This is a genomic window from Hyphomonas sp., from assembly GCF_965284475.1.
Taxonomy (GTDB): Bacteria; Pseudomonadota; Alphaproteobacteria; order Caulobacterales; family Hyphomonadaceae; genus Hyphomonas.
In genome coordinates this window covers 1,581,278-1,606,164 of the sequence record NZ_OZ260087.1, presented here as the reverse complement: position 1 = coordinate 1,606,164, position 24,887 = coordinate 1,581,278, and the positions used below count along the sequence as shown (strand labels likewise).

At 62.0% G+C, this 24,887-nt stretch carries 29 protein-coding genes; 9 read left to right on the top strand and 20 right to left on the bottom strand.

The features are described 5' to 3' along the window. Nucleotides 1-8 precede the first annotated feature (8 nt). From ACQ66M_RS07695 to trmD, 8 genes are all read right to left on the bottom strand, one after another. Nucleotides 9-305, bottom strand: coding sequence for a putative quinol monooxygenase (locus ACQ66M_RS07695; RefSeq protein ID WP_430402954.1), 297 nt, complete (start codon nucleotides 303-305; stop codon nucleotides 9-11). Then, on the bottom strand, nucleotides 302-481 hold the full coding sequence (locus ACQ66M_RS07690) for a hypothetical protein (protein ID WP_430402952.1): 180 nt from the start codon (nucleotides 479-481) through the stop codon (nucleotides 302-304). Before ACQ66M_RS07690 ends, ACQ66M_RS07695 begins: the two co-directional genes overlap by 4 nt. A 20-nt stretch (nucleotides 482-501) precedes the next feature. Beyond that, a complete protein-coding gene (leuD, locus tag ACQ66M_RS07685; protein ID WP_430402950.1) occupies nucleotides 502-1,131 on the bottom strand; it encodes a 3-isopropylmalate dehydratase small subunit in 630 nt (209 codons plus the stop codon). Nucleotides 1,132-1,140: 9 nt separating this feature from the next. Further along, complete coding sequence (locus tag ACQ66M_RS07680; RefSeq protein ID WP_430402948.1) at nucleotides 1,141-1,989, bottom strand: VOC family protein; 849 nt, start codon at nucleotides 1,987-1,989, stop codon at nucleotides 1,141-1,143. After that, nucleotides 1,986-2,621 carry a glutathione S-transferase family protein gene (locus ACQ66M_RS07675; protein ID WP_430402946.1) on the bottom strand — a complete coding sequence of 212 codons (636 nt, stop codon included), beginning with the start codon at nucleotides 2,619-2,621 and terminating at the stop codon, nucleotides 1,986-1,988. Before ACQ66M_RS07675 ends, ACQ66M_RS07680 begins: the two co-directional genes overlap by 4 nt. 152 nt (nucleotides 2,622-2,773) lie before the next feature. Beyond that, on the bottom strand, nucleotides 2,774-4,171 hold the full coding sequence (gene leuC / locus ACQ66M_RS07670) for a 3-isopropylmalate dehydratase large subunit (protein WP_430405136.1): 1,398 nt from the start codon (nucleotides 4,169-4,171) through the stop codon (nucleotides 2,774-2,776). Nucleotides 4,172-4,385: 214 nt separating this feature from the next. Further along, nucleotides 4,386-4,973 carry a 50S ribosomal protein L19 gene (gene rplS, locus ACQ66M_RS07665; RefSeq protein ID WP_034737748.1) on the bottom strand — a complete coding sequence of 196 codons (588 nt, stop codon included), beginning with the start codon at nucleotides 4,971-4,973 and terminating at the stop codon, nucleotides 4,386-4,388. Beyond that, on the bottom strand, nucleotides 4,960-5,685 hold the full coding sequence (gene trmD, locus ACQ66M_RS07660) for a tRNA (guanosine(37)-N1)-methyltransferase TrmD (protein ID WP_430402944.1): 726 nt from the start codon (nucleotides 5,683-5,685) through the stop codon (nucleotides 4,960-4,962). Before trmD ends, rplS begins: the two co-directional genes overlap by 14 nt. 95 nt (nucleotides 5,686-5,780) lie before the next feature. Between trmD and ACQ66M_RS07655 the strand changes: the two genes are divergently transcribed. After that, on the top strand, nucleotides 5,781-6,275 hold the full coding sequence (locus ACQ66M_RS07655; RefSeq protein ID WP_350173312.1) for a hypothetical protein: 495 nt from the start codon (nucleotides 5,781-5,783) through the stop codon (nucleotides 6,273-6,275). On the opposite strand, the gene ACQ66M_RS07650 is transcribed toward ACQ66M_RS07655, so the two are convergent. After that, nucleotides 6,272-7,030 carry a GGDEF domain-containing protein gene (locus ACQ66M_RS07650; protein ID WP_430402942.1) on the bottom strand — a complete coding sequence of 253 codons (759 nt, stop codon included), beginning with the start codon at nucleotides 7,028-7,030 and terminating at the stop codon, nucleotides 6,272-6,274. The genes ACQ66M_RS07655 and ACQ66M_RS07650 overlap by 4 nt on opposite strands. Nucleotides 7,031-7,301: 271 nt before the next feature. Between ACQ66M_RS07650 and ACQ66M_RS07645 the strand changes: the two genes are divergently transcribed. Both ACQ66M_RS07645 and ACQ66M_RS07640 read left to right on the top strand, forming a co-directional pair. Further along, complete coding sequence (locus tag ACQ66M_RS07645; RefSeq protein ID WP_430405134.1) at nucleotides 7,302-7,733, top strand: hypothetical protein; 432 nt, start codon at nucleotides 7,302-7,304, stop codon at nucleotides 7,731-7,733. Nucleotides 7,734-7,896: 163 nt separating this feature from the next. Next, nucleotides 7,897-8,658: a glycosyltransferase family 2 protein gene (locus ACQ66M_RS07640; protein WP_430402940.1), complete on the top strand. Its 762-nt coding sequence runs from the start codon at nucleotides 7,897-7,899 to the stop codon at nucleotides 8,656-8,658. Nucleotides 8,659-8,665: 7 nt separating this feature from the next. On the opposite strand, the gene ACQ66M_RS07635 is transcribed toward ACQ66M_RS07640, so the two are convergent. The 9 genes from ACQ66M_RS07635 to ACQ66M_RS07595 form a co-directional block, all read right to left on the bottom strand. Beyond that, nucleotides 8,666-10,264 (bottom strand): beta/gamma crystallin-related protein, encoded by a 1,599-nt coding sequence (locus ACQ66M_RS07635; RefSeq protein ID WP_430402938.1) that lies wholly within the window; start codon nucleotides 10,262-10,264, stop codon nucleotides 8,666-8,668. 77 nt (nucleotides 10,265-10,341) lie between these two features. Beyond that, nucleotides 10,342-10,875, bottom strand: a complete 534-nt coding sequence (gene rimM, locus ACQ66M_RS07630) for a ribosome maturation factor RimM (protein ID WP_430402936.1) — start codon at nucleotides 10,873-10,875, stop codon at nucleotides 10,342-10,344. Between the two features lie 53 nt (nucleotides 10,876-10,928). After that, nucleotides 10,929-11,618 carry a beta/gamma crystallin-related protein gene (locus tag ACQ66M_RS07625; protein WP_430402934.1) on the bottom strand — a complete coding sequence of 230 codons (690 nt, stop codon included), beginning with the start codon at nucleotides 11,616-11,618 and terminating at the stop codon, nucleotides 10,929-10,931. A gap of 162 nt (nucleotides 11,619-11,780) precedes the next feature. Then, entirely contained in the window at nucleotides 11,781-12,224 is a 444-nt protein-coding gene (gene rpsP, locus ACQ66M_RS07620) for a 30S ribosomal protein S16 (protein ID WP_430402932.1), read from the bottom strand. 33 nt (nucleotides 12,225-12,257) lie between these two features. Next, nucleotides 12,258-12,572: a chorismate mutase gene (locus ACQ66M_RS07615; RefSeq protein ID WP_045694449.1), complete on the bottom strand. Its 315-nt coding sequence runs from the start codon at nucleotides 12,570-12,572 to the stop codon at nucleotides 12,258-12,260. Next, on the bottom strand, nucleotides 12,573-14,036 hold the full coding sequence (ffh, locus tag ACQ66M_RS07610; RefSeq protein WP_430402930.1) for a signal recognition particle protein: 1,464 nt from the start codon (nucleotides 14,034-14,036) through the stop codon (nucleotides 12,573-12,575). Nucleotides 14,037-14,225: 189 nt separating this feature from the next. Continuing rightward, nucleotides 14,226-14,816, bottom strand: coding sequence for a GNAT family N-acetyltransferase (locus ACQ66M_RS07605; protein ID WP_430402928.1), 591 nt, complete (start codon nucleotides 14,814-14,816; stop codon nucleotides 14,226-14,228). Between the two features lie 108 nt (nucleotides 14,817-14,924). Then, entirely contained in the window at nucleotides 14,925-17,009 is a 2,085-nt protein-coding gene (locus ACQ66M_RS07600; RefSeq protein ID WP_430402926.1) for a prolyl oligopeptidase family serine peptidase, read from the bottom strand. Between the two features lie 201 nt (nucleotides 17,010-17,210). Continuing rightward, on the bottom strand, nucleotides 17,211-17,816 hold the full coding sequence (locus ACQ66M_RS07595; protein ID WP_430402924.1) for a hypothetical protein: 606 nt from the start codon (nucleotides 17,814-17,816) through the stop codon (nucleotides 17,211-17,213). Nucleotides 17,817-17,946: 130 nt separating this feature from the next. Here ACQ66M_RS07595 and ACQ66M_RS07590 point away from each other — a divergent pair, with 130 nt between their 5' ends. The 3 genes from ACQ66M_RS07590 (at nucleotide 17,947) to ACQ66M_RS07580 (ending at nucleotide 20,325) form a co-directional block, all read left to right on the top strand. Further along, nucleotides 17,947-19,089: an AGE family epimerase/isomerase gene (locus ACQ66M_RS07590; RefSeq protein ID WP_430402922.1), complete on the top strand. Its 1,143-nt coding sequence runs from the start codon at nucleotides 17,947-17,949 to the stop codon at nucleotides 19,087-19,089. Between the two features lie 70 nt (nucleotides 19,090-19,159). Beyond that, nucleotides 19,160-19,873, top strand: a complete 714-nt coding sequence (gpmA, locus tag ACQ66M_RS07585; RefSeq protein WP_350173286.1) for a 2,3-diphosphoglycerate-dependent phosphoglycerate mutase — start codon at nucleotides 19,160-19,162, stop codon at nucleotides 19,871-19,873. After that, on the top strand, nucleotides 19,870-20,325 hold the full coding sequence (locus tag ACQ66M_RS07580) for a bifunctional diaminohydroxyphosphoribosylaminopyrimidine deaminase/5-amino-6-(5-phosphoribosylamino)uracil reductase RibD (protein WP_430402920.1): 456 nt from the start codon (nucleotides 19,870-19,872) through the stop codon (nucleotides 20,323-20,325). The genes gpmA and ACQ66M_RS07580 overlap by 4 nt, the downstream gene beginning before the upstream one ends. A gap of 9 nt (nucleotides 20,326-20,334) precedes the next feature. On the opposite strand, the gene ACQ66M_RS07575 is transcribed toward ACQ66M_RS07580, so the two are convergent. Continuing rightward, complete coding sequence (locus ACQ66M_RS07575; RefSeq protein WP_430402918.1) at nucleotides 20,335-21,384, bottom strand: glycosyltransferase; 1,050 nt, start codon at nucleotides 21,382-21,384, stop codon at nucleotides 20,335-20,337. Between the two features lie 142 nt (nucleotides 21,385-21,526). Here ACQ66M_RS07575 and ACQ66M_RS07570 point away from each other — a divergent pair, with 142 nt between their 5' ends. The 3 genes from ACQ66M_RS07570 to ACQ66M_RS07560 are packed head-to-tail and all read left to right on the top strand — an operon-like array spanning nucleotide 21,527 to nucleotide 24,315. Then, on the top strand, nucleotides 21,527-22,522 hold the full coding sequence (locus tag ACQ66M_RS07570) for a glutathione S-transferase family protein (protein ID WP_430402916.1): 996 nt from the start codon (nucleotides 21,527-21,529) through the stop codon (nucleotides 22,520-22,522). Between the two features lie 36 nt (nucleotides 22,523-22,558). Then, nucleotides 22,559-23,842 carry an SDR family oxidoreductase gene (locus ACQ66M_RS07565; RefSeq protein WP_430402914.1) on the top strand — a complete coding sequence of 428 codons (1,284 nt, stop codon included), beginning with the start codon at nucleotides 22,559-22,561 and terminating at the stop codon, nucleotides 23,840-23,842. Next, nucleotides 23,842-24,315, top strand: coding sequence for a DUF2269 family protein (locus ACQ66M_RS07560; protein ID WP_430402912.1), 474 nt, complete (start codon nucleotides 23,842-23,844; stop codon nucleotides 24,313-24,315). The genes ACQ66M_RS07565 and ACQ66M_RS07560 overlap by 1 nt, the downstream gene beginning before the upstream one ends. 68 nt (nucleotides 24,316-24,383) lie before the next feature. On the opposite strand, the gene ACQ66M_RS07555 is transcribed toward ACQ66M_RS07560, so the two are convergent. Next, on the bottom strand, nucleotides 24,384-24,866 hold the full coding sequence (locus ACQ66M_RS07555; RefSeq protein WP_430402910.1) for an Hsp20 family protein: 483 nt from the start codon (nucleotides 24,864-24,866) through the stop codon (nucleotides 24,384-24,386). Nucleotides 24,867-24,887 lie beyond the last annotated feature (21 nt).

The following is a 24,887-nucleotide window of genomic DNA, read 5'->3' as shown; positions in this document are numbered from 1 at the left end:
CGGACTGCTCAGATCGATTCCGGTTCGGCCTCGTAAAGGCGCAAGGATCGGTCAGTGATTCCCAGAATCGGAAAGAAAGACCGCCATGTTGCCATGTGCGGCGTCTTGAAATGGGCGTCCAGCGCCGCGCGACTTTCCCAGCGTTCGGTAACCCGGATCAGGCCCGGATCCATCAGGTCGACGCTGTAGGCATAATCAAGGCAGCCCGCTTCCGCCCGGCTGGCGCGGATCATCTGCTCCATGGCAGGCCTGGCCGCCACGACATTGCCTGGCGGCACCCGCACTGTGCCTTCAATCAGGATCATTGTGCCGGGCTTTCAGACTCTGACGCGTCAGACGGCTCAGCCTGCGGGTCCGCAGCCGGCGCCTTTTTTGGCACGGTCGCATTTGTCTCAGGCTTGATGCTGAACGGATCTGTATGACAGGCAGCCAGCAAGGGCAGGCAGGCTATAACAGCGATCGCCATTTTCCATCGCGCCATCGTGTGCGTCTCCTGCATGTTCAAATTGCCGGCTCCAGCCAGGGCGTCATCAGGCGCCGCTTGTGTTCAAATTCACTGATCTCGCCGGCCACTTTCAGCGAGGCGCCAATTTCGTCCAGGCCCGCCATCAGGTTCGACTTGCGGCCGGGATCGACATCGAAGGCATGCGTCACGCCATCGGGCGTGGTCAGTGTCTGTGTCGCCAGATCGACCGTGAAGACATGGTTCGCCCCGCCGGCCAGCGCCGCCAGCTGCTCGCACACGTCCATGGGCAGGCGGACTGGCAGAATGCCATTCTTGTAGCAGTTATTGTGGAAGATATCGGCAAAGCTCGGCGCGATCACGCAGGTGATGCCCTGGTCCAGTAGCGCCCAGGGCGCGTGCTCGCGTGACGATCCGCAGCCGAAATTCTCCCCGGCAATCAGGATCCCTGCTTTGGCATAGGCCGGCTTGTTGAGCACGAAATCGGGATTTTCCGAGCCATCTGCCCTGGTTTTCAACTCATGGAACAGGCCTTTGGACAGGCCCGTCCGGGTCGTGGTCTTCAGGAATTGCTTCGGAATGATCATGTCGGTGTCGACATTCGACATCAGCTTGCCCTTCTCCAGAAGGGGCGCTGCGGTGCCGGTGAGGGTCTGAAAGGGTGTCATGAGGTCATTCTATTTCGGGTCATGGGAAATGAACAGGGTCGGCACGTTCAGGGTGCCGTTGCGAATTGTGAACACGCGGCTGCCCGGCTTGCGACCCGTGCGCAGTTCCGAGACGTCAAAACCGCCATCCAGCAAACGCTCATGGGCCGCCTCGAGGTCTGCGACTTCCCAGGTCAGGCCCCAGATCGAGTCATTGGCGCTGGCATCATGATCTTCGCCCAGCCGGTTAATCACTTCAAGTGTCAGCCCGCCGGTCCGGAAGAACAGGAACCGGGTTTTCCACTCCGGCGCCGTCCGGTCGAGCGCAAGGTCGAGCCCGAGGCGCGCGCCATAGAGCGCCGCCGCGCGGTCAGGGTTCGGCGTGTTGATGACAATATGATCAAGGCTGGCAACCGCCCCGCCAGGCGCATCCAGCGGCTCCGGCGCGCCCGACACATGCTCGATGAGGAAGGTCTTGATACCGGCCGTTTCCGCATCCGCGCAGCGAAATCGCCGCCAGCTACGCATCCCACCGCTGATTTCGCTCCGGCTCTCGCCCGGAATGATCTCGTGCGGCTTCAGCCCGCGCCGGGTCAGCCGGTGATGGGCGTGCTCGATATCCTGCGTCCCGAACGCGAGGCTTTTCAGGCCCGGGCCGTCATCCGTGATGATCTCTCCAAGGCGCTCGCCGACCGGGCCATCGCCATGCGGCGCCATCAGTTCGAGCGCCGTATTGTTGACCCTGAAAAGCGCCGTCGCCGCGCCATCTCCGGACACGGACTGCCAGTCGGGCGCCCGGCCAAGCAGGGCGGAATACACCGCCGTGCCCGTTACGATCTCCGGGCAGACCAGAACGATATGGTCCAGCCCGGTTATCATGCGGCCTTGCTCGCCTGAGGCAGGGCAGTATCCACGTTCCTGAAGCCAGGCATCGCCTCGACACGGCCCATCCAGCGACGCACGTGCGGGTAGGTGCCAAGGTCGATCTGCGCTTGCGGCGCATAGGCGGCAATCCCGTAAATATCGATGTCGGCAATGGTCGCTCCGCGCCCGACCAGCCAGTCACGATCCTCAAGCAGGCCGTTCAGCTCCTTCAGCGCGCCTGTGGCCGCCTTGTGGTTTGCGTCGGCAACCTGTTCCGGGAAACTGAAGAAGCCAAGTCTCAGCGCGCGGGTGCGGTAGACCCCGGCGGATAACTGCCCCGCTCCCCAGAACTGCCATTCGCGGGCGCGCAGCCGCTCGGCGCGGTCCTTGCCGCCAAACTGGCCCGTCTCATCGGCCAGATAGTCCAGGATGACGGAGGACTGGCACAGGCACATGTCCTTCTCATGGTCGTCCAGCACCGGAACCTGACCGTAACGGTTCTTGGCGAGAAAGGCGTCCGCCTTGTGGGCACCGCTCTGCAGGTCGACATGCTCATAGTCGAAAGGCGTGCCGGTGAGATGCAGCATCAGCCCGACCTTGTAGGTCGGCCCCGAGGCGTAAAGGCCGTGAAGTGTGTAGCGTGTCATGTCGCGGGGTCCTTTCAGGAACGCCTATGGCTGCTGTATCAAATACACGTTGACGTCAGGAAGCATCAAGAATTCCTTCTTGCGCTTCCCGCCCAGGTGATGTCCGGCCCGTTGGCGCCAAACAGGACCGGATCGGCCCCGCCAGGATGGGATTACCCGATCACGCCCGTAATGGCGGCCTGCGCAGCGAGCGCGGGGCTCATCAGATGCGTTCGCCCGCCGCGGCCCTGGCGGCCTTCAAAATTGCGGTTCGAGGTCGACGCACACCGCTCGCCCGGCGACAGGATATCCGGGTTCATGCCGAGGCACATGGAACAGCCCGGCTCGCGCCACTCAAAGCCCGCTGCGAGGAACACCGCATCCAGCCCCTCAGCCTCTGCCTGCGCCCGCACAAGTCCGGACCCCGGTACCACCATGGCCCGCACGCCGCCGGCCACATGATGGCCCCTGGCAATGTCTGCCGCCGCACGCAGGTCTTCGATCCGGCTATTGGTGCACGACCCGATGAACACGCGCTGCACCGGCGTCCCGGCAATCGGCACGCCGGGCTCGAGGCCCATATAGTCGAGCGCACGCTCGGCGGCTGCGCGCTTCACCGGGTCAGCAATCTCGCCGGGTACGGGCGTCTTGCCCGACAGGGGAATCGCCTGTTCCGGGCTGGTGCCCCATGTGACTGTCGGCTCGACCGATGCGCCATCGATCTTCAGGACATGGTCCCATGCCGCATCGTCATCGGAGCGCAGTGTCTTCCAGTAGGTTTCGGCCACTTCCCATGCGCCGGCCTTCGGGCTGGCGGGGCGTCCTTTCATATAGGCGAGCGTCTTCTCGTCCGGCGCGATCAGTCCGGCGCGGGCGCCGCCCTCGATTGCCAGATTGCAGAGCGTCATCCGGGCCTCCATTGACAGGGCCTCGATCGCTTCGCCGCGATACTCGATGACATATCCCGTGCCGCCGGCCGTGCCGGTCCGACTGATAATGTGCAGGGCGAGATCCTTGGCGGTCACACCATCACGCAACTGGCCCGTCACTTCGACGGCCATATTGCCCATCTTGCGCGCGCGCAGGGTCTGCGTTGCCAGCACATGCTCAACCTCGGACGTCCCGATGCCGTGCGCCAGTGCGCCAAATGCGCCATGCGTGGACGTATGGCTGTCGCCGCAAACGATGGTCATGCCCGGCTGGGTCCGGCCCTGCTCGGGCCCGACCACATGCACGATGCCATTGCGGATATCGCCCATCGGGAAATATTCGATGCCGTATTCGGCAACATTGCGCGTCAGTGTTTCCAGCTGGTTGCGGGCTTCCGGGTCCGTGACACCGGCCAGGCCGAGCGCCTGGTTCTCGGTCGGCGTATTATGGTCAGCCACGGCCAGCGTGAGGTCCGTGCGGCGCACCTTGCGGCCAGCCAGTTTCAGCCCGTCAAAGGCCTGCGGCGTCGTCACTTCATGGATCAGATGCAGGTCGATATAGAGCAGGCTCTCGCCGGAGGCTGCATCCGTATGGACGACATGCGCGTCCCAGATCTTGTCATAAAGTGTCTTGCCGACCATTCGCTGCACCCATTCTGCCTGTCGCGGCGCAACATAGCGGCAGATGCGGGCGATGGAAGCCCGCACTGGCAAGCTGTCGCCTTGACCTTTGTTTTCATCTGGTGATCGCGGCCCGGCCCTTCAAGCCAGACCTCTGTGTGAGTGCCATCCCCCAACGAAAAACGCCCCTGCCGCGGGGCAAGGGCGTTTTTGACATTGCAGGCTTTTAAAAAGCCTATTCTTCCGGAGCAGCCTCTGGCGCTTCAGCAGCGGCGGCAGCTTCTTCAGCGGCCTTCGCTTCGGCTTCAGCGGCAGCCGCAGCGGCCTTTTCAGCCTCGAGCTTTGCCTTGGCAGCCGCCTCGCGGTCAGCCGCAGCAGCTTCCTTGCGGGCCACTTTCTCAGCGTCCTTCTGGCGGCGGCGCTCGGTCTTCGAAACGGCGATCTCGACCGCCTCGATGCCGTGACCCGTGGTACGTTCGGCAATACGGGCCGACTTACCGCGACGGTCGCGCAGGTAATAGAGTTTCGCGCGGCGAACGCGGCCCTTGCGCTTCACTTCGATCGACTCGATCAGTGGCGAGACCAGCGGGAAGACCCGCTCGACGCCTTCACCGAAGGAAATCTTGCGAACCGTGAAGCTCTCGCTCAGGCTGCCGCCCGAACGGGCAATGCAGACACCTTCAAAGCGCTGGACGCGCTCACGGTCGCCTTCCTTGATCTTGACGTTCACGGCAAGCGTGTCGCCAGGCGAGAAAGCCGGGATTTTCTTGTCGCCGAGGACGCGGACGCGTTCTTCCGCCTCAAGCTGTTCAATCATGTTCATCGCCAGTCTCCGGCGGTTGGAATTCGGGGGTCTTGGAGTAAGCGGCGTATAAATCGGGGCGGCGCTGCTTTGTCAACGCCTTTGCGCTGTTCTTGCGCCATTCTTCTATCCGCTTGTGATCGCCCGACAGCAAAACCTCAGGCGTCGGGCGGCCCTCCCATTCGCGGGGCATCGTGTACTGTGCCTGTTCCAGCAGGCCATGCTCGAAGGATTCCTCCAACAGCGAGGCCTCATTCCCGGCCACACCGGGCAAAAGGCGCACCACGGCCTCGATCAGGGCCATCGCCGCCACTTCGCCCCCGGCCAGCACAAAATCGCCAAGCGAGACCTCTTCCATTTGCCGGCCCTCGATGACGCGCTCGTCGAGCCCCTCAAACCGGCCACAGAAGAAAATCAGCCCCGGACCCGCCGCCCAGTCGCGGGCTTTCTGCTGGTTAAAGGGTTTACCGCGTGGCGACAGGTAGACCAGCGGACGCCCGTCACGCGGGATGCTGTCAATCGCGCTGGCCGCCACATCCGGCCGGATCACCATGCCCGCCCCGCCACCGGCCGGCGTATCATCGACATTGCGGTGCCTGCCAATCCCGAATGTGCGCAGGTCCACGGTCTCAAGGCTCCACACACCCTTTTCGCGCGCCCGCTCCAGGATGGAGACGCCGAGCGGCCCGGGAAAGGCCTCTGGCACAAGGGTGATGAGCGTGGTGGCAAACATGCAGCGCATCTAGCCCACAGCCGGCGCCTCGTCACCCCGTCCGTTGACGCACAAGCCCGTCAGGCGCTTGATGACAAAAAAGGGGGAGGGCCCGCATGAATCTCGATACCGTGGCAACAATCGCCAACATCATGGCATCTGGAGCCGTCGTGCTGACACTGGTTTTTATCGGCCTGCAGCTGCGCCAGAATGCCCATCTGACGCGCATGGCCGCCGCGCAGACCTCGGCGCAGCTCCTGTCGGCCAATCTCGGGCGCATTACCGAAAGCGCCGAACTGGCCGAACTGATCGTGCGCGAGAAGGGACGCGAATCCTGGACGCCAGCCGAATTCCTGCGCGTCTCTAACTTTCTCAGTATCTCCTTTCGCCACTTCGAAGTGCTGCACACGCATCGCCGGTACGGCATTTTCGAAGACGAATTGTGGGAAGGCTCCGAGGCGCGCCTGCGGGAATCGCTAAGCAATCCCGGCATCCGCGAATGGTGGATGGAATGCCGCCCGCTTTACGCCCGCAGCTTCGTCAAATATGTCGACAGGCTGGCCGCCGAACTGGAGGTTGCCCAGGCCATGGCCACAATGGGTCAGGACTAGGCAGCGATTTCCATCTGGCCGCGTGTGGTAACGCAGTTGCGCCCGGCCTTCTTGGAATCGAACAGGGCCGCGTCTGCCATTTCCAGCGCGGTATCGGGATCATCGCCAGGCTCCAGCAGGCAGGCCCCAAAGCTTGCGGTGACCGATATCGCCTCGCCCTTTTGCAGGATGACGAGGCTCTCGATGCGCGCCCGGATACGGTCGCAGACCGAAGCGGCCTGCTCCAGCGTCACATTACTGAGCAGGATGACAAACTCCTCGCCGCCCCATCGTCCGAGCCGGTCAAACGGTCCGCGCAGTTCGGCGAACGCGCTGGCGGCCACTTCTGTCAGTACAATATCGCCCGTCTTGTGCCCGAACCGGTCGTTGACCCGTTTGAAATGGTCAAGATCGAACACAACCACGCCAGCAGTCTGGCGCGTGCGTTTCATGCGCTGAATCTCTTCGTCCATGGCCTGCCTGAAGAAGCGCCGGTTATAGAGACCCGTCAGCGGATCAGTGGCCGCCAGCGCTTCAAGGCGACGCTGATACAGCCGAAGCCGGAATTCATGCTGCGAGGCAATCACCGCGGTAGGAATGGCGATACAGGTGGAAACGACCAGGTTGGTCAGGACAAACATCTTCGGATTCGCCGGCAGGCCCAGCCGGTAGACCACCATGGAGAAGGTGAAAGACAGGCAAAGCGCTGTTATCGCAACGAAAGCGAAGAAGGTTAGCGATTCCAGAACATCGCTTGTTTTGCTCGAGACAGGCATCATGCCACCCCAGTTGAACTGCGCCCTTTCTAGCGTAAACAGGCGAAGATCAGGCGAAGACCGGCTGCCGATTTCGCGCGCGGCAGTTTACTTTCCGGAAATAATCAGCATGGGCACGGTCCCGGCCGGCCATGATCTCCCGGAAGGCTTCCGCGCTCATCCCGAGCCCTGAATATTGCTATGCCGTGGAACCCTGGCCGTGCTGAGGGTTTAGAGGTCAAGCGGCCATGCATTCTGTCGGGGCCGTTTCACAGGAGACCACCTTATGGACATGACAAAACGCCGCCTGCTGATTGGCGGATCCACTGCAGTACTGGCGACGGCCCTGTCGGGATGCGGCACACTTCTTTACCCAGAGCGCAAGGGCCAGACGGGCGGCCGGATCGATCCGAGTGTCGCCATCCTTGATGGTCTCGGCCTGCTCTTATTCCTCATTCCGGGCCTCATCGCCTTCGCCGTCGACTTTTCAAACGGCACGATCTACCTGCCCGGCGGCCGGCGCGCCGAGAATCAGGACGACCTTTCGGAGGTGAAAGTGACCGCCGCCCTGACCAAGCCGGAAGTCGATCGCATCTGGACGGAAAATTATGGCCACGCCGCGCCATTCGAACTTTCCGAACTCCAGCGCCGCCGCCTGAACGACAAGACCGTCACGCTGGATACCGTCGCCAGCCTTGCCCGCAACGATTTTGCGCGCATCTGACAACCGGCCGGAGCCGCGGCACAGGTCGTGGCTCCGCCCTTTTCGTCCTTCCGTGCCTTCGTGTGCACCTGACGGGCTGTTTTCGTGCTTTTTCCGTGCATTTGTCCGTGCAGGCTGAACCGGCAAATTGCGCTCATCCCACATGTTCTATACGGGAAGACGCATGGGAAATTCACCGGCTCTTTCCGTCCTGATTCCGTTCTTCAATGAAGCGGGAAACGTGCATCCGGTGATCGACGAGGTCCATGCCGCGCTGAAGGGCGTCGATTTCGAGATCATCTGCGTCAATGACTGTTCCGGTGATGCGACCAGCCAGGAACTTGCAGAGGCGCGTGAAAAACACCCGGAAACCGTGATCGTGTTCAACCATGTCGCGCGCCGCGGCAAATCTGCCGCCCTGTTTACCGGGCTCAAATCCGCACGGGGCGAGTGGGTGCAGCTGCTTGACGGCGACGGCCAGAACGACCCGCACGACACCGCGCGCCTGTGGACCGAGATTATCGCGCCCGGCGCACCGGGACGCCTTGGCATCATTGCGGGCAAGCGGACCAGCCGCAATGATTCCGGGTTCAAATGGCTGCAGTCACGCGTTGCGAATGGCGTGCGCCGTTTCATCCTGCGTGATGACGCGACAGACACCGGCTGCGGCTGGAAGCTGATCCGGACACAGGCTTTCCGTGACCTTCCATTCTTTGCCTCGATGCACCGGTTCCTGCCGGCCCTAGTCAAGCGCGCAGGCTGGGATGTACGTGAGGAACTGGTGAATGACCGCGAGCGCCTGGCGGGTGTCTCAAAATACGGCTTTCTTGGACGGCTTGGCGCTGGCATCTTTGACCTGATCGGCATGTTCTGGCTGACCCGTCGGGGCGGATACGGCATTGCCGCAGAATGGAACGACCCGCGCGCCGATCAAGACGCGCTCTGACATGTCCCTAGTTCTGATTATTGCCGACCCGGCCCTTTTGCGGGGATGGCCTGACATCCTGCACCGAACGTTGAGGACGCGGATTGGCGCGCGGCTGGGGCGGCGGCGGAGCGGCCCTGACAGGGGCCCGCGCGGGAGCTGAAGCAGCGGGCGCCCGGGCAGGCGGCGCCGATCGCACCGGAGCAGGGGCCCGCGGGGCGGCCTGCGCCGGCTGGGCCACGGGCGCGCGCGACCTCATCGCAGGCGTCTGTGGCAAGGTGCGCCGGGGCGTCTGGACCCGCTGCTGCGGCGGAGCGGCACGGCGCGTTTCAGCGCGCGGCTGAACTGCGCGTGTTTCGGTGCGGCGCGGTTGCCGGGTCTCAGGCCGCACACGGGGTATGTCGCTGCGCACCGCCCTGTTGGCGCCGCGGTCATATGCAGCCCCTCTGGTGAGGTCACGGTCCTGATTTTCAATTCGTGGCTGGCGCACACGCATGTCGGCTGGTCCACGCTGCGCTGCAGGGGGCGCAACCCGTCTCTGGCCTGTTGCACGCGGCGTGTCAGGCAGCGCCGTTACGACAGCCGGCCCACCGGCCAGCGCATCGCCATTGCGGCCCCGGCGGGCATCACCCTCACCACGGTTCCCGCGATCGCGGCGGACACCGTCAGCGCGGGGGCCGTCAGGACGTCCATTATCTGCCCGGCGGCCCCTGTCGCCTCTGTGGTCACCACGGTCGCGGTCACCGTCCACCGGACGAATCGACGAGATATTGTCATTCAGGCGCAGGCCGTTGAGTTTGCCCGTCGAGGCATCGATAATCTCGCACCGGCCCCTGAAATTGGCGTGCTCGCACACTTCCCATTTGCCTGACTTGATGTTCAGCGACGAGACATTGTCATTGAACCGGTACCGGCTGAGATCCTTGACGCCGCGATTGATGCCCAGCGATGCGCCCCGGCCTTTGGAATGCACATACAGTGTGGCATCTGCATCGCGCGCTCCATAATGGCCGCGCAGCGGCGGGCGCTCGCGGTGATAGGCGCGGTACGTGTTGTAGCCACCGCGTGAATAGCCGAATCCATAGGGGCCGTATCCAGCAAGCGGGTCATAATACCCGTAGGAACGATAGGCCGGTGAATAACCGTAATGGTAGACCTCCACCCGTGTGCTGCGAGCATAACCGTAATCGTAATCGTCCTGGCCATACCGCGCCGCATCGGCGTAGCGGATATAGCCGTTGGGATCGCGAATAAACATCAACCCATGCGCCGCATCGGTATATTCATAGATCGGGCGGACAGAGGAAACCTCGCCTTCAAGGTCGAAGTATCGCAGGTCCGCAACATCCTCGCGCAGCAGCACGCACCGCCCGGTAAAGTCACTATGCTCGCAAATCTCCCAGGCCCCGGAGAGCACCGCGACTGACCGTGCGCGATCATTGAACCCTATTTCCGGCAAGGCGTAGATGGGATCGAAAATGTTGACGGCTTCGCCGGAATAATCCGATCCGCTGAACAGGATCAGCGCCGCTTCGTCCTGGGGCGCGTCATATTGCGCTGACGCTGTGCCCGCGAGGGCCAGCGGCGCTGCGATGATCGCGCCAAGGCGCAGGAGCGTGGCAAGCATGGCCAATTCCTTTCGGTTTCAGCAGATAATATGGAACATGACACCTGAACACGCCACAACACCGGTGAAACCTGTGTCTAGGACTGCTCGCCTTCTTCAGCCCATTGCATCAGGTCGGGTATCCTGATCCGTCCGGCATTCAGGTCGATGTCCGGCACGTCAATCAGGGTGAATGGCACGAAAACGCTGGCCCCGCCGGTAATGAGGTGAATTTCCAGAAGGTCGTCGGCGCCGAAATTCTGGACGGATTTCACGCGGCCTTCTGCAACATCCCCAACAGAATAGACCTCCAGGCCGACAAGGTCTTCAATATAGAATTCGTCCGCATCGGCTTCGGGAAGCTGCGCGCGCGGCACATGAAGCAGGGTGCCCCTCAGCGCGTCCCATTCTTCCTTCTGTTTCTGCTCGCGGGGCTTTACAATGAAGTGGTCGTTGCCCGGGCGCGCCGATAAGGGTGTCAGCACGATACGGCCCGCCTCGTCCGTCAGTGCGCCGTATTCAAACAGGTCAGCCGGATCGGCCGTAAAGCTTTTGACGCGCACTTCGCCGCGCACGCCATGGGCGCCTTTCACGGCGCCCACAACAATCAGTTTGCTTTTGGGATCAGACATCATCGCGCTTCTCTAGCCGCAGTCCGCGCCGGAGAGAACAGGCGAAGCGGGGTTTAGTTTCGCCAATCGTATCGGCCGTGATCCCTACGGGCCTCATGGCGTCGATCATGACGCCTGATCGACGAAATATTATTGTTGAGCCCGATCGGGCGCAGATCGCCCGAACCGCGCGAGATCACTTCGCAGCGGCCGCGATAGTTTGCATGCTCACAGGCAAGCCAGGTCCCGCGCGTCACGAGGATCGAGCTGGCCTTGTCGTTGAACCGGTAGTCGGACAGGTTCGCCATGTCTCCGTCCGGTTCGAACGCCTCTCCCCGCAGGTCTTCACCGGAAAACAGAACGACGTCTGCAGACCTCCCCCGCGGCCCACCCCGTGCCCGGCCGGGCCCGACAGGCCTGATCGAAGAAATATTATCATTCAGACGCAGATCGCCCAGCCGCGCGACGCTTGTGTCAATCGTGGCGCACTTGCCACGGAAGTTGGCGTCCGTGCAGACTTCCCAGACACCTGAATGAATGCTGATCGAGGAAATGCGGTCATTGAAGCGAACGCGAGCAAGATCCGGCACAACGCCGCCGACCTGAAGGGTGCTGCCCCGATATCCCGCGTCGGCGTGAACGACAGCGCCGCCATAACCGTTGCCATAGACGTCGCGGCCACGGTCTGCCTGTGCTGGCAGGCTGAGTGCGGCAAGGCTTGCGGCGACGATTGCGCCATTCCTGATGCGGTTCAGTTGCGACATGGCGAACTCCTTTCGAACAGCCTGGTGTCTAGCTGTAGCGAACTGAACAGGGACAAGGTTCCCTGTTGCCGTGCATTCACCAGTGCTCCGCCGCAGCCGGACAAACAAAAAAGGCCAGTGCGCCTGGCACTGGCCTTTTGACGGTCTGCCTGCTGGCCGAACCTATTCGGAAACGGCTTCCTCGGCAGGTGCGTCTTCAGCAGGCGTTTCTTCAACCGGGGCAGGGGCTTTGGCAGCCTCGGCCGCAGCTTCAGCCTTCTCGGCACGTTCCTTGGCGCGTTCCTGCGCTTTCTTGCCAGGCTCGCCCTTGTTCGGGTTGCTGCCGGCGCTCCATGCGTAAATCGGAGCAGATTCGCCTTCGAGCGTGATCTGCGACAGGAAGCGTGCGACACGCTCGGTCGGCTGGGCACCTTTCTTGATCCACTCGGCGGCTTTGACGCCGTCGATTTTCACACGCTCGCCGGAATCCTTGGCAAGGCGCGGATCATAGACGCCGATCTTCTCGATGAAGCGGCCGTCGCGTGGCGCACGGGCATCAGCGATGACGACGGAATAGAAAGGGCGTTTCTTGGACCCGCCACGGGCGAGTCGGATCTTGAGGGACATTGGGGTTACTCCTGTAAAGTGTCGTCTCTGGAATTAAAGTTCAGCTTCATCGCTGCGGATCTGCTCATGGTGGCGGATGACTTCCGCCACGATGAAAGTGAGGAATTTCTCGGCGAATGCCGGGTCGAGGCCGGCTTCATTGGCCAGGTTGCGAAGACGTTCGATCTGCTGGCCTTCGCGGGATTTATCAGCGGGCGGCATATTGTGCAGTGCCTTGAGCTTGCCCACTTCCTTGGTCGCCTTGAACCGTTCGGCCAGCGTGTGAACGAGGATGGCATCGAGATTGTCGATGCTGGAACGAAGCTGGTTCAACTGGAAAAGCGCAAGCGTATTGTCAGCGTTTGTCATTTACTTCTTCGTTCCCCCAAGGCCGGGAAGGCCATTGCCCAGTCCCGGCAAGCCGCCCGAGCCCATGCCCGGCAATTGCTGACCGCCCATTTTCGCAAGGTCGGCAGGCGACATGCCGGCCTGCGCGGCGGCGCCCATCATGGCCTTCATGCCGCCCTTGGTGCGCATCTTCTTCATCATGCCGGCCATTTGCTGGTGCATCTTGAGAAGCTTGTTCACTTCCTGGACGGTGGTGCCGGATCCTGCCGCAATGCGCTTGCGCCGCGAGGCGTTCAGCAGTGCGGGCTTGCGGCGTTCCTTGCGTGTCATAGACAGGATAATCGCTTCCTGACGCTTCAGGACATTATCATCCAGATTGGCACCGGCCATGGCTTCCTTGGCCTTGCGCGCGCCGGGCATCATGCCCATGATGCCGCCAAGGCCACCCATGCGCTGCATCTGGCGCAGCTGTTCTGCCATGTCTTCGAGATCAAATTCGCCCTTCTTGAGCTTCGCGGCCATGCGCTCGGCCTTGTCGGCGTCCATCTGCTCGGAGGCTTTTTCGACCAGGCTGACAATATCGCCCTGGCCGAGGATGCGACCCGCCACGCGGGAGGCATCAAACGTGTCGAGGCCATCGAGCTTTTCACCGACGCCGAGAAACTTGATCGGCAAACCTGTCACGGCGCGCATCGACAGCGCAGCACCGCCGCGCCCGTCGCCGTCCATCCGTGTCAGGACAAGGCCGGTCAGCGGCAGGCGGCTGTGAAAGCGTTTCGCCGTTTCAACAGCGTCCTGTCCCGTCAGCGCATCGGCAACCAGCAGCGTTTCGGACGGCTTGGCGATGGCGGCGATTTCTGCCGCCTCATTCATCATCTGCTCGTCGATCGTCGTGCGGCCGGCCGTATCGAGGATGAGGACATCATAACCGCCAATCCTGGCGGCCTGAACAGCGCGCCGCGCAATGTCGGCTGGCAGCTGGCCTTCGATGATCGGCAGGGACGAAACATTGTCGCCGCACTGATCGGCCAGAATCGCCAATTGCTGCATGGCTGCCGGGCGGCGGACATCGAGCGAGGCGAGCAGGACTTTCTTGCGCTGCTTTTCCGACAGGCGCTTGGCAATTTTTGCTGTCGTGGTGGTTTTGCCCGAGCCCTGAAGGCCGGCCATCATCATCACGGCCGGCGGGGTATCCACGCGGAGGCTGGAATCGGCATCCGAGCCGCCGAGCATCTCGACCAGGCCATCATAGACGATCTTGACGACCTGCTGGCCGGGCTTGACCGAGCGGACAACTTCTTCGCCAACAGCGCGCGAACGCACACTGTCGATGAAATCCTTGACCACGGGCAGGGCCACGTCAGCCTCGAGCAGGGCCACACGTATTTCGCGCAGAGCGGCATTCACGTCCTTTTCGGACAGCGCGCCGCGGCCGGTCAGACCGTCGAAAATGCCGCCAAGACGATCGCTCAATGCGTCGAACATGTGCCTACTCCTTATGCCGTTTGTCTGCAGGACAGACATAGGCGCTCAAACCCGGCGCACAAAGCATGAAGCCCCGCTGAGCGAACCTTCGCCGGGCGGGGGGCCTCGCTGACCTCATGGATCAGTCAAAGCGCGCTTTTCATGTTTGCGCGAATATAAGCGCGCCTTAAGCATGCAGGCCGGTTCAGGTCAAGCCAGCTGCATCTCGGCGACCCTGTCCTTCAGGAGGTCGATTGCCGCCCGTATCTCTGCGTCCACAAGCGACAGGACGGCCAAATCAGACCATGATCCGTCTGCGAGGCGCATATAACGGCGCAACACACCTTCCTGGCGCGCACCAAGCCGCTCAAGCGCCCTGATCGCCCTTTCATTGTCCGCAGCAATCGGAAATTCGATACGGCGCATCCGGGCACCGAAGGCCCGGCCGATCATGGCCATTTGCGTCGCCACGGGCACGACCGTGCCGCGCATTTCGGGCGGGTGCCAGACATAGCCAATGCCGACCCGCCGATGGGTCCGCGAAACATCGAGATAGGCGATCACGCCTGCAAAGGCATCGTCAGACTGGCGCGTTATAGAGAAAGGAATGATGCTGCCCTGTTTCTTCATCGCCAGCATGAAGTCGAAATAGGCGTGAAAATTGGTGCCGGTGGGCATAACCGGCAGCCAGTCCCACATGGATTGCACCGCGCCCGATACTTCAAGCCGGGCACGGTCACCCTCCTCCAGCAAATCCAGCCGGACGACGTCGTTTTGGAATCCCTTCTCGTCAAGCCGCATGTCTGAGAAGGTGTCACGGATTGGAAAACTGGCAAGGCCCAAGCCAGAGAATCATCCGGCGTTCCAATCCGGAACTGATATCCGCACCGAGTTCCAGTTTGGTACTCTCTACTCGTCGAATAGCCGCTCGGACAGGTAGGTGAATTCCAGAGCGGACCGCTTTGCGCGCTCTGTCTGATTTGCCGCTGCCGAGTGCCCGCCGTCAATGTTCTCGTAATAGAGAAAAGGCAGCCCGGCATCCTCAAACCGTTTCGCCATCTTCCGGGCGTGACCGGGGTGCACACGGTCATCCTTTGTCGAGGTGACAAAGAAGGGTGTCGGATAGGGCTTCGTCGCATCGAAGTTCTGATAGGGCGAGATTGTCTCAAGGAACGCGCGCTCTTCCGGCACATCCGGGGACCCATACTCGTCCACCCATGACGCTCCCGCCAGCAGGACATGGTAGCGCAGCATGTCCAGTAGTGGCACCTGCACGACGGCAGCATTCCACAGATCCGGCCGCTGGTTCAGCATCACGCCCATCAACAGGCCGCCATTTGACCCGCCCATGATGCCAAGCCGCTCCGGGCGGGTGACCTTGCGTGTAATCAGATCCTCGCCAACGGCAATGAAATCATCGAATATGCGCTGACGGTCACGTTTGAGGCCCGCCTGGTGCCAGGCGGGGCCAAATTCACCGCCGCCCCGGATGTTCGCCAACACATAAGCCCCACCCTGTTCCAGCCATAGCCGGCCCGTCACGGCGCTGTAGGCCGGGTTCATCGACACCTGGAACCCGCCATAACCATAAAGCAATGTCGGCGTGCTGCCATCGAGAGGCATGTCACCCTTGTGCACGATGAAATAGGGAACCTTCGTCCCGTCTTTTGAGGTCGCAAAGAACTGCTCGGCCTTGAGCCCTGATGCATCGAACTTGCCCGGCAGGCTCTTCAGCGATTCAATGTCGCCCGTCGTGATGTCATAGGACAGGAGCGAGTCCGGCGTCAGGAAGTCTTCATAATTGAGGAAGACGGTGTCCTCGTGTTCGTCGGCGAACGCGACACCGGCCTGACCGCTGCCCGGCAGGCCGACCGGTGTGCGGATCCATCCGTCCGCGCCTGTCTCCAGGCGCATCACGCGGCCGACAACATTATCACTTATCGACAGGAGCGCGGCGCCCTTTGCGATGGCCACGCCATTCACCGCCTGTGTCGCGTCCGGGCGGAATACAAGAGCAACTTCAGGCAATTGCCGTGTTGCCAGGAAAGCCTCCGCGTCGAATGCGACAAGGTCGCCAGACATGAATGAATCCGTCTGGCCCTCTGGTGCCCAGTCCTCTTCGAGCGACAAAAGGAACTGGCCCTTGTAGATACCGTAGGGAGAGGATTTCAGCGGGATCGGCCAGCGCACCGGATCGGCCTCTCCGTCTGGCAGCCACCAGTAGGAATGCGTGAAGAAGGTTTCCGCCTTCACCGCCCCCTGCAGCACCCGCCCGTCATCCATCTCCATGACCATCGGCCAGACACCAACCTGCGTGCGAGCACCGCGAATCACTTCCTCGGCTGCATCAAGCGGCGTTCCGCGATGCCAGCGCCTTACGATGAAGGGGTAGCCTGAATCAGTCACCGTGCCCTCGCCCCAGTCGGAGGCGATCAGCAATGTGTCGGCATCCACCCATGCGACGCCCTGCTTGGCTTCCGGCGTGACGAACCCGTCCGGAACGAACGCCCGGGTCGCGAGGTCGAATTCCCGGTTGATGACCGCGTCCTTGCCGCCATCCGACAGCGACACGAGGCAGTGCCGGGCGGGCTTGCCGACCTGACGCAGGCAATCGGCGCCCTTGTAAACCCAGTTCCTGCCTTCATCCGCCGACAGCCTGTCAAAATCGACGATCGTTTCCCATTCCGGGTCCGACGTCGCGTAGCTCTTCAGGCTGGTCCGCCGCCAGAGGCCGCGGACATTCACGTCATCCTGCCAGAAATTGTAGACCCAGCCATCACGCACAGCACCATAGGGAATGCGTTCCCTGGAGTTCAGCGCATCAAGCGCAGCCGCCTCAAACCCCGCATAGCGCGGGTCGGCCTGCAATTCGGCAACGGTCCGGTCGTTCTGGGCCCGCACCCAGGCAAGTGCGTTCTCGCCCTCAACTTCCTCCAGCCACAGGTTCGGGTCGACAGGGGCGGTTTCATTTGTGGGCAATGGCGCGTCAGGCAAAATCGTCTCCGGTTCTCGTGCAAGTGTGCACCCTGTCAGAATGACGGCTGCGGCAAGTAATTTCAAAGCGCGCACAGGTGCTCCATCGTGTGTGGCAACTTCAGCAGCCGGGTAGCTGGCCCGGCCCTGCCATGACTGGCACGACATAGTTTGTGAACGCGTTCAAGGCAAACGGCGAACCGACCAGGATGTCAGCCCGCTCTAGGCAGGATCGTCCATGGTCCAGGGCCCGATCCGTTCGAAGGTAATTCTCTCGACCAGCACGGCTCTTGCCTTGTCGGGCACGACGGGCCGGATGCCGATATAGTCGACCGCCTGATCGCCCTCTATGCGCGGCACGTCATAGTCGAAGGTGAAATCGGAGAATTCCGGTTTCAGATCAAAAACCTTCCACCCGGATTCGCCGACGCGGCCGGCAGAATAGTTTACGGCGAGCTGCATCGCGCCGCGGTCATCGGTCGGTCGGGCGCGCACGGTGACCCGAATGGTCATCCCGGAAAACTGCGTCTCGATATCCGCTGCCAGGCGGAAATGCGGCCCAAGTTCCGGCTCGTCGCGCAGCGCGCCGGCATCCGCGCTGATCAGCAACAGGGATTCGCCATCGGGGCCTTTCGTGAGTTCGGTCCTGGCATTCCCACCAGCAAACACCTTGTGAAGATAGTCGCCCTCAATGGTGATCCTGCCGTAATTGGCGCCGTCTCCCGTCACCGGCCCCGTGGGCAGGGCGCCAATACCGGGCCGGATCGCGAGGAAAACCATGATGGCGACCAGCACCAATGCGGCCGGGAAGAAAAATCTGTCCCGCATGTGCGTGTTCCCTCCATCACCTGGGCGCGCGCAAGGGCGCTGGCCAATCCATTCATCTGCTGATAGCAGGAGCACGAACGGTTTGGCGAGCCGTCGCGCAGCTTCAAGTGCATTTTGGAGATCAGTCTCGATGTCAAAATCAGCTTTGAAGCGCAGGGCAAATGAAGCCCGCCTCTGGCTGACAGACGCATTCTTTCCGCTTTGGGCCGAGCGTGGCCTCAACCAGGATGGCCTCTTCTGTGAAGCGCTGGATCTCGATCATGCCACCGCCGAACGCGATTTCGTGCGTGTGAGGGTGCAGGCACGCCAGACCTATGTCTTTGCAGAAGCCCTGCGTCTCGGCTGGCGTCCGGATATCGCAACAGATCGGATTGAGCTCGGGCTCGGCATCCTGACCAACCTCGCCCGGCGCCCTGACGGCCTTGTGGGACGCACGCTGAAGGCCGATGGCGGCGGACTTCTGGACGACACGGCAGATCTTTATGACATCGCCTTTACGCTCTTTGCGATAGGTGAGGCTGACGCCGCACTGGGCGGCATGGGTGAAACACGCGCCAGCGCCAGCGCCCTTCTGGACTCTGTCGACCGTCAGATGCGCGACCGGACGAATGGGGGCTATGCTGAAGCATTGCCCCCACCACAGTTACGGCTGCAGAACCCGCACATGCACCTGCTCGAGGCCTGCCTGTCCCTGCACAATGTTGACCCAGATGGCGGTCATCTGGATCGCGCCAGTGAAATCGTGTCCCTGTTTCTTGCGCGACTGACGGCCGGGCCCGGCAAGTTGCTGGGAGAGCGGTTTACGACTGACTGGGGCATCCCGGAGGGCCGCGATGGCGACATTGTCGAGCCCGGCCACCAGTTCGAATGGGTCTGGCTCCTCCATCAATATGCTGAGGCGGCCGGTGTGGCCGTGCCTGAGGCCGCCGGAACGCTTTATGCCTTTGCCTGCACGACGCTGGATGATGCCGGGCGGGCCTGCCAGGAGGTCACCCGCGCCGGTGCCCCTGTTGACGGCTCACGGCGCACATGGCCACAGACCGAATCCCTGAAAGCACATCTGGCAATGTACGAGTACTCTGGCGACGAGCGCTTCGCGGCTGCCGCCTGTACCAGTTTTGACGTGTTGCTGGACGAATTCCTGACCGTCGATGGCGGCTGGATTGACCATTACGGCGCTGGCGGTGATGTGCTGGCCAGGGATATGCCCGCCTCGACCGGCTATCATGTCGTTCTGGCTTTTGCCGAGCTGATCCGGGTCATGAAAACTTGAACCCGCGGCCATTTCACCCGAAAAGGGCGGCGAGCGCCCGTATTGAAGCCCGTTTGAAGAAAGTCTCACCATGACCAAACTCGCCCTTGTCCGGCATGGACAGTCCGCCTGGAACCTCGAAAACCGTTTCACGGGCTGGTGGGACGCCGATCTCACCGAGAAAGGCGAGGCAGAAGCACGCCATTCCGGCGTCCTCCTGAAAGATGTCGATGCCGATTTCCGCACGGCCTTTACCAGTATGCAGACCCGGGCCATTCGCACGCTCTGGATGGCCCTGACGGAAATGGGCCGCGTCTGGCTGCCGGTCGAGAAACACTGGCGCCTGAACGAGCGTCACTATGGTGGCCTCACCGGGCTCGACAAGGCCGAGACTGCTGCCAGGCATGGCGACGAGCAGGTCCATGTCTGGCGCCGCTCCTATGACGTACCGCCGCCACCAATTGATCCGGAAAGTCCCTATAACCCGGCCCGGGACCCCCGCTATCGCGGTATCGACGTGCCGGAAACCGAAAGCCTGAAGACCACGCTGGACCGCGTGCTTCCCTATTGGAATGAGGCGATCGCCCCCGTCCTGTCCAGTGGCACCGATACGATCATTGCCGCGCATGGCAATTCCCTGCGCGCCCTCGTCAAGCACCTCTTCCATGTGCCGGATGAATCCATTACCGGGATCGAGATTCCGACCGGCAATCCGCTCCTGATCGATCTCGACGAAAACCTGAAGCCGATTTCCGTTCAATATCTGGATTCAGGACGCAGCGCAGCCCTTCCAAGCCTGCCATGAGCCGGCGCCGAGACCGACGCATGATGGGCCGCGCCCTGGCACTGGCGCGGCTGAACCATGGGCTGACCGCCGAGAACCCCTCCGTCGGGTGCGTGATCCTCGATTCAGACGGCCATCTCGTCGGCGATGGTGTGACCGGCCTCGGTGGCCGCCCGCATGCCGAAGAGATTGCCCTGGACGAGGCCGGCCCCGCTGCACATGGTGGCACGGCCTATGTCACGCTTGAGCCCTGCCGCGAGCGCTCGGCAGGCGGACCATCCTGCTCAACCAGACTGAAAGAGGCGGGTATCGCCCGTGTCATTTGTGCTATTACCGACCCGCACCCCCTGGCCGAGGGTGGCGTCACCGCGCTGCGCAAGGCCGGCATCCGTGTCGATATCGGCATCGGCCGGGCGACAGCCGCGCATCTCTATGACGGCTTCTTCCGCTCGGTCCATGCCAGCAAGGCCTGACCGGCTCTCTCAGTCGGCAAACGGCCCGGCATGAGCGACAATCTTTTCGTACAAGGCAAGGGAATCGCGCTGGAAAGCCGCCTTGGTGAATTGCGCCTCATATGACGCCCGACCGCCTGCCACCAGTTTCGCGGCAAGCGCCTTGTCTGTTACCACCTTGCGCAGGGCGTCGGCCAGCGCATCGACATCATTCCTGGGGATGAGCAATCCGTTTACGCCATCCTTAACATAGGCCGCCGGCCCGACCGCATCTGCGGCGACGAGCGGTCGCGAGGCTGCCCACGCATCCACAGTCACCGTGCCGAACGGCTCGTAGCGCGACGGGAAGGCAACGACATCGCACGCAGCCAGCAACGCGCCCCGATCATTGCGCCATCCAAGGAAACGCACACGGTCATCAAGACCCAACCGCGTACACCGGGCCTTCAGTTCAGCCTCTATCGGACCATCTCCGGCAATCCAGACATGGAGCCCGTCAATCCTCGCCGTCGCATCCAACAGCGTGTCGAGGCCTTTTTTCTCATGCAGCCGAGCCAGTGCCAGGGCGACAGGCGCATCGTCCGGCGTGTCGAGGGCTTTGCGGCTTGCCGGGTCGGCGCCTGTAAAGTCCGCATAGGTGTGCACGATGGCCGACCGGTCGTCGCTGACACCCTGTTCGCGAATGTGCCGCAGCAGGTCGATGGTCAGCCCGACATGCCACTCGCAATTCGTGAAACGTGCCAGCTTGTAGTATCCGCCATACCAGCCGATCGACCGTGCACGGTATTGCTTGGGGGCGAATTGTCCGGCCCGGCCCATCCAGTATTCGATCACGTCCGGTTTGAACCGGGCAATGGCATCGCCAATCACGCGGCGTGTCGGGAACGGCCAGCTATTATTGAAGGCGGCGACATCGACGCCGATGCCTGCCTCACGAAATTTCTGGATGCGGAATCCATTGTCCGGGCGCGTGACGACATGCTGTTCCAGATCCGTCTCGGCCAGTGCGAGGACCGATTCCAGCATGATATTTTCCGCGCCGCCTTCGGCCGCCCCTGCCATGACATGCATTACCCGCATTTCATTTGTCCTTCGTGTCCTGCCGCCCAGCCAAGCCCGTTGATAGCGCAGCGCATAGCGATTATCGCTCCGCGCGGCAAACGTTGCTTGGCAGTTCGGGGTGAAGTCCCTAGAGAAAGGCTCAACCAGCGAGGACAGCCCGATGACCGATTACCGTCTGTTCGGCGCAGACACGTCACCCTATTCACTCAAGGTGCGTGCCTTCCTGCGTTACAAGGGCCTCGCATTCGACTGGATTTCCCGCTCGCGCGCGAACGAGGCCGACTTTCAGGCGAATGCCCAGACGGTCGCGACCGTGCCGCTTCTGATTTCGCCCAGCCGTCCCGTCAGCCAGGATTCCACGGCGATGCTGGCCGCGCTGGAGGCCGATCATCCCGAACCTTCCGCGGTACCGGACGACCCGGCCTGCGCCGTACTGGCGCTGATGCTTGAGGATTACGGCGACGAGTGGTTGAACAAGTGCATGTTCCAGCAGCGCTGGGGCCAGTCACCCGATCGCGAGGCCGCCGCGCTGCGCGTGCTGACCCAGCTCTATGACGGCAAGCTGCCGCGCGCACGCAAGGCACCGCTAAAACAGATCGCCGAGCGCATGGCCGCACGCCTGCCTTTGGTCGGAGCTGAGGTGGAAAACTGGCAAACGCTGGAAAACGCCTGGCGCCGGTTTGCGAGCCATCTCAACGATCACCTGAAGGACCACTTGTTCCTTTTCGGTGGACGCCCCTCGGTTGCCGACTTTGCCATCGCGGCCCAGTTCCAGCAAATGCTGCTGGACCCGACACCGGCTGCGTGGCTGCAGGATCGTGCCCCCTTCCTCGTCGCCTGGTGCGAGCATATGGAAGACCCGCACGTGGGTGGCCCGTTCGAGGATCTCGCCGCTCTCGGCGAAACGCTTGCGCCGCTCTTCACGCAAGAGCTCAGCGTGACCTACCTGCCCTGGGCCAGCGCCAACGCGGCCAGCGCGTCACGCAACAAGAAGCGTTTCTCTGTCACGCTTGGCGACGGCGTGTTCGAACAGTCGACGCAGAGATACGCCGCCCGCTCGTTCCAGTCTGTCCGCGCCGCCCTGGCCAGGTCGGCAGACAACACCCCCTTGCAGGATTTCCTCGAAGCAACGGGCGGGCGCAGGTATCTCACGTAACGCACAGTAACGGGTGGGGGATGAGCTTTGAGAGTAATGGTTCTTGGCGCATATGGGCTAATCGGAACTGCGATCACCCAGAAATTGCTTGTACACGGGCACGCGGTTACAGGGCTCGGTCGTTCTGCAACCAGGGGAAAACACGCCGCCCCACAAGCGCAGTGGATAGCAGCCGATATCTCGGCTCACATTACACCCGAGAGCTGGTTGCCGCTGCTCTCCGGCATTGATGCTGTCGTCAACGCGGCGGGTCTGCTGCAGAATGGTCTGCATGATAATGTGGCGCGCGTTCAACGCGATGCCATCACGGCGCTGATCCGCGCCTGCGAGACATCGGGCATCAAGGCTTTCATCCAGATATCCGCACCAGACGCGAAACTGACTTCAGACACTGAATTCTTCCGAACAAAGGCTGAAGCAGATAAGGCCCTCCAGAAGAGCCACCTTGACTGGACAATCCTGCGACCCGGTCTGGTTCTGTCCCCCCACGCCTACGGAGGGACAAGCCTGATCCGCCGCCTTGCCGCGATGCCTGTCATCCAGGCGGTTATGCTTGGAGATGCTAAGATCCAGACCGTTCATGTGCAGGATGTCGCCAACGCAGTCCTTTTTGCACTGGAGCATCAGCTCTCCGGGGTAGATGCGGCACTGGTTGAGGACTCACCTCACACGCTCAAGTCGCTCACCCTGGACGTCAGGGAATGGCTGGGGTTTGGAGCCCCTGTGGCGACAGTATCCGTTCCGCTGTTTCTGGGCCGGGGGCTTGCCCGGGCCGCTGACCTTGCCGGCTATCTCGGCTGGCGTTCCGCACTTCGCACGACATCGTTGAAGGTGCTGGCTGCTGGCGTGCTCGGAGATGCGAAAGCCTGGCCAGCTCTGACGGGCCAAACGGTTCGCACGCTGGACCAGTCCTTGCGTGACCTGCCCTCCACCCTGCAGGAAAGGCTTCATGCGCGTGCCATGTTCCTGTTTCCGGGCTTGCTGTTGACCCTGTCACTGTTCTGGATTGCGTCTGGTGTCATTGGCCTACTGCGCCAGGACGAGGCGCTCGCTGTTATTGATGGGACGTTACCAGCATCCGTCGGCAAACCTATCGTGCTTGCTGGAGGCGTTATGGATATTCTGATTGGGCTCGCCTTGCTGTTCCGACCAGCCGTGCGCTTTGCCTGCCTTGCCGCTGTACTACTCAGCCTGGCCTATCTGGCAGGGTCTGCCCTGGTCGCTCCCCAGCTTTGGGCCGACCCGCTAGGCCCGATGGTGAAAGTCTTTCCGGCGATCGCTCTGGCGGTCATCGTCGCTGCACTTTCAGAGGAGCGCTGATGGAGTGGATCTATCTTTTGCGCTGGGCCCACATCATGGGGGCGACCGTCTTGCTGGGCACCGGCGCTGGAATTGCCTTTTTCATGGTTATGGCTCACCGGACAGGCGACCCGCGGGTCATAGCCCATACCGCATCGATTGTTGTTCTGGCCGACTGGGTCTTCACGGCATCAGCCGTGATTGCCCAGCCTGTCACAGGTGTCCTGCTGGCCGACGCAATGGGATGGCCACTGACAGAGGGATGGCTGGTCATCTCTGTTGCGCTCTATGTATTTACAGGGCTGTTCTGGCTGCCCGTTGTCTGGATACAGCATCAGATGCGTGACATCGCCCGGCGAGCCGTGTTGTCGGGCACCGCGATGCCTGACAGGTATTACAAGCTCTACCGCCTCTGGTTTGCCTGCGGATTCCCGGCCTTTTTCGCTGTTCTGGCAATTGTCTGGTTGATGGTCAGTCGGCCCATCATGGCCTGACGAACCCGGCTAACAGAAAACGGCGCGCCCGTTGGACGCGCCGTTGGAGGTCCGACAGCCAGCAGGCCTCAGGCGGCGTTGCCTGCGGCTTTCTTGCCGATCAGTTTGGGTTTTGACGCCGCGGCGTCAGATCCGATTTCGATCTTGCGTGGCTTTTTCTCTTCCGGCAGCTCGCGCACGAGATCGATGCGCAGGACGCCATGGTCGAGATGGGCACCGGTCACAATTACGTGATCTGCCAGCTGGAAACGGCGAATGAAGCTGCGCTGCGCGATGCCGCGGTGCAGGTATTCGCGTCCGTCACCATCCTCGTTCTCACCTTTCTTGCCAGCAACGGTGAGCTGGCCTTCCTTGGTTTCGATATCGAGGTCATCTTCGGTGAAGCCGGCAACGGCGATTTCGATCGCAAAGGCGTTTTCGCCGGAACGTTCAATATTGTAAGGGGGATAGCCCTGCGTTCCGTCCAGGCGTGACGCAGTGTCGATCATGTTCGCCATGCGGTCAAAGCCGACCATCGTGCGGTAGAGGGGGGTCAAATCAATATTGCTCATGGATACAGTCCTCTCGTTTGA

What these genes read in the sequence shown, in the direction of transcription:
- ACQ66M_RS07695 (WP_430402954.1), bottom strand. Translation starts at nt 305, where the DNA reads ATGATCCTGATTGAAGGCACAGTGCGGGTGCCGCCAGGCAATGTCGTG.
- ACQ66M_RS07690 (WP_430402952.1), bottom strand. Translation starts at nt 481, where the DNA reads ATGGCGCGATGGAAAATGGCGATCGCTGTTATAGCCTGCCTGCCCTTG.
- leuD (WP_430402950.1), bottom strand. Translation starts at nt 1,131, where the DNA reads ATGACACCCTTTCAGACCCTCACCGGCACCGCAGCGCCCCTTCTGGAG.
- ACQ66M_RS07680 (WP_430402948.1), bottom strand. Translation starts at nt 1,989, where the DNA reads ATGATAACCGGGCTGGACCATATCGTTCTGGTCTGCCCGGAGATCGTA.
- ACQ66M_RS07675 (WP_430402946.1), bottom strand. Translation starts at nt 2,621, where the DNA reads ATGACACGCTACACACTTCACGGCCTTTACGCCTCGGGGCCGACCTAC.
- leuC (WP_430405136.1), bottom strand. Translation starts at nt 4,171, where the DNA reads ATGGTCGGCAAGACACTTTATGACAAGATCTGGGACGCGCATGTCGTC.
- rplS (WP_034737748.1), bottom strand. Translation starts at nt 4,973, where the DNA reads ATGAACATGATTGAACAGCTTGAGGCGGAAGAACGCGTCCGCGTCCTC.
- trmD (WP_430402944.1), bottom strand. Translation starts at nt 5,685, where the DNA reads ATGTTTGCCACCACGCTCATCACCCTTGTGCCAGAGGCCTTTCCCGGG.
- ACQ66M_RS07655 (WP_350173312.1), top strand. Translation starts at nt 5,781, where the DNA reads ATGAATCTCGATACCGTGGCAACAATCGCCAACATCATGGCATCTGGA.
- ACQ66M_RS07650 (WP_430402942.1), bottom strand. Translation starts at nt 7,030, where the DNA reads ATGCCTGTCTCGAGCAAAACAAGCGATGTTCTGGAATCGCTAACCTTC.
- ACQ66M_RS07645 (WP_430405134.1), top strand. Translation starts at nt 7,302, where the DNA reads ATGACAAAACGCCGCCTGCTGATTGGCGGATCCACTGCAGTACTGGCG.
- ACQ66M_RS07640 (WP_430402940.1), top strand. Translation starts at nt 7,897, where the DNA reads ATGGGAAATTCACCGGCTCTTTCCGTCCTGATTCCGTTCTTCAATGAA.
- ACQ66M_RS07635 (WP_430402938.1), bottom strand. Translation starts at nt 10,264, where the DNA reads ATGCTTGCCACGCTCCTGCGCCTTGGCGCGATCATCGCAGCGCCGCTG.
- rimM (WP_430402936.1), bottom strand. Translation starts at nt 10,875, where the DNA reads ATGTCTGATCCCAAAAGCAAACTGATTGTTGTGGGCGCCGTGAAAGGC.
- ACQ66M_RS07625 (WP_430402934.1), bottom strand. Translation starts at nt 11,618, where the DNA reads ATGTCGCAACTGAACCGCATCAGGAATGGCGCAATCGTCGCCGCAAGC.
- rpsP (WP_430402932.1), bottom strand. Translation starts at nt 12,224, where the DNA reads ATGTCCCTCAAGATCCGACTCGCCCGTGGCGGGTCCAAGAAACGCCCT.
- ACQ66M_RS07615 (WP_045694449.1), bottom strand. Translation starts at nt 12,572, where the DNA reads ATGACAAACGCTGACAATACGCTTGCGCTTTTCCAGTTGAACCAGCTT.
- ffh (WP_430402930.1), bottom strand. Translation starts at nt 14,036, where the DNA reads ATGTTCGACGCATTGAGCGATCGTCTTGGCGGCATTTTCGACGGTCTG.
- ACQ66M_RS07605 (WP_430402928.1), bottom strand. Translation starts at nt 14,816, where the DNA reads ATGCGGCTTGACGAGAAGGGATTCCAAAACGACGTCGTCCGGCTGGAT.
- ACQ66M_RS07595 (WP_430402924.1), bottom strand. Translation starts at nt 17,816, where the DNA reads ATGCGGGACAGATTTTTCTTCCCGGCCGCATTGGTGCTGGTCGCCATC.
- ACQ66M_RS07590 (WP_430402922.1), top strand. Translation starts at nt 17,947, where the DNA reads ATGTCAAAATCAGCTTTGAAGCGCAGGGCAAATGAAGCCCGCCTCTGG.
- gpmA (WP_350173286.1), top strand. Translation starts at nt 19,160, where the DNA reads ATGACCAAACTCGCCCTTGTCCGGCATGGACAGTCCGCCTGGAACCTC.
- ACQ66M_RS07580 (WP_430402920.1), top strand. Translation starts at nt 19,870, where the DNA reads ATGAGCCGGCGCCGAGACCGACGCATGATGGGCCGCGCCCTGGCACTG.
- ACQ66M_RS07575 (WP_430402918.1), bottom strand. Translation starts at nt 21,384, where the DNA reads ATGCGGGTAATGCATGTCATGGCAGGGGCGGCCGAAGGCGGCGCGGAA.
- ACQ66M_RS07570 (WP_430402916.1), top strand. Translation starts at nt 21,527, where the DNA reads ATGACCGATTACCGTCTGTTCGGCGCAGACACGTCACCCTATTCACTC.
- ACQ66M_RS07565 (WP_430402914.1), top strand. Translation starts at nt 22,559, where the DNA reads ATGGTTCTTGGCGCATATGGGCTAATCGGAACTGCGATCACCCAGAAA.
- ACQ66M_RS07560 (WP_430402912.1), top strand. Translation starts at nt 23,842, where the DNA reads ATGGAGTGGATCTATCTTTTGCGCTGGGCCCACATCATGGGGGCGACC.
- ACQ66M_RS07555 (WP_430402910.1), bottom strand. Translation starts at nt 24,866, where the DNA reads ATGAGCAATATTGATTTGACCCCCCTCTACCGCACGATGGTCGGCTTT.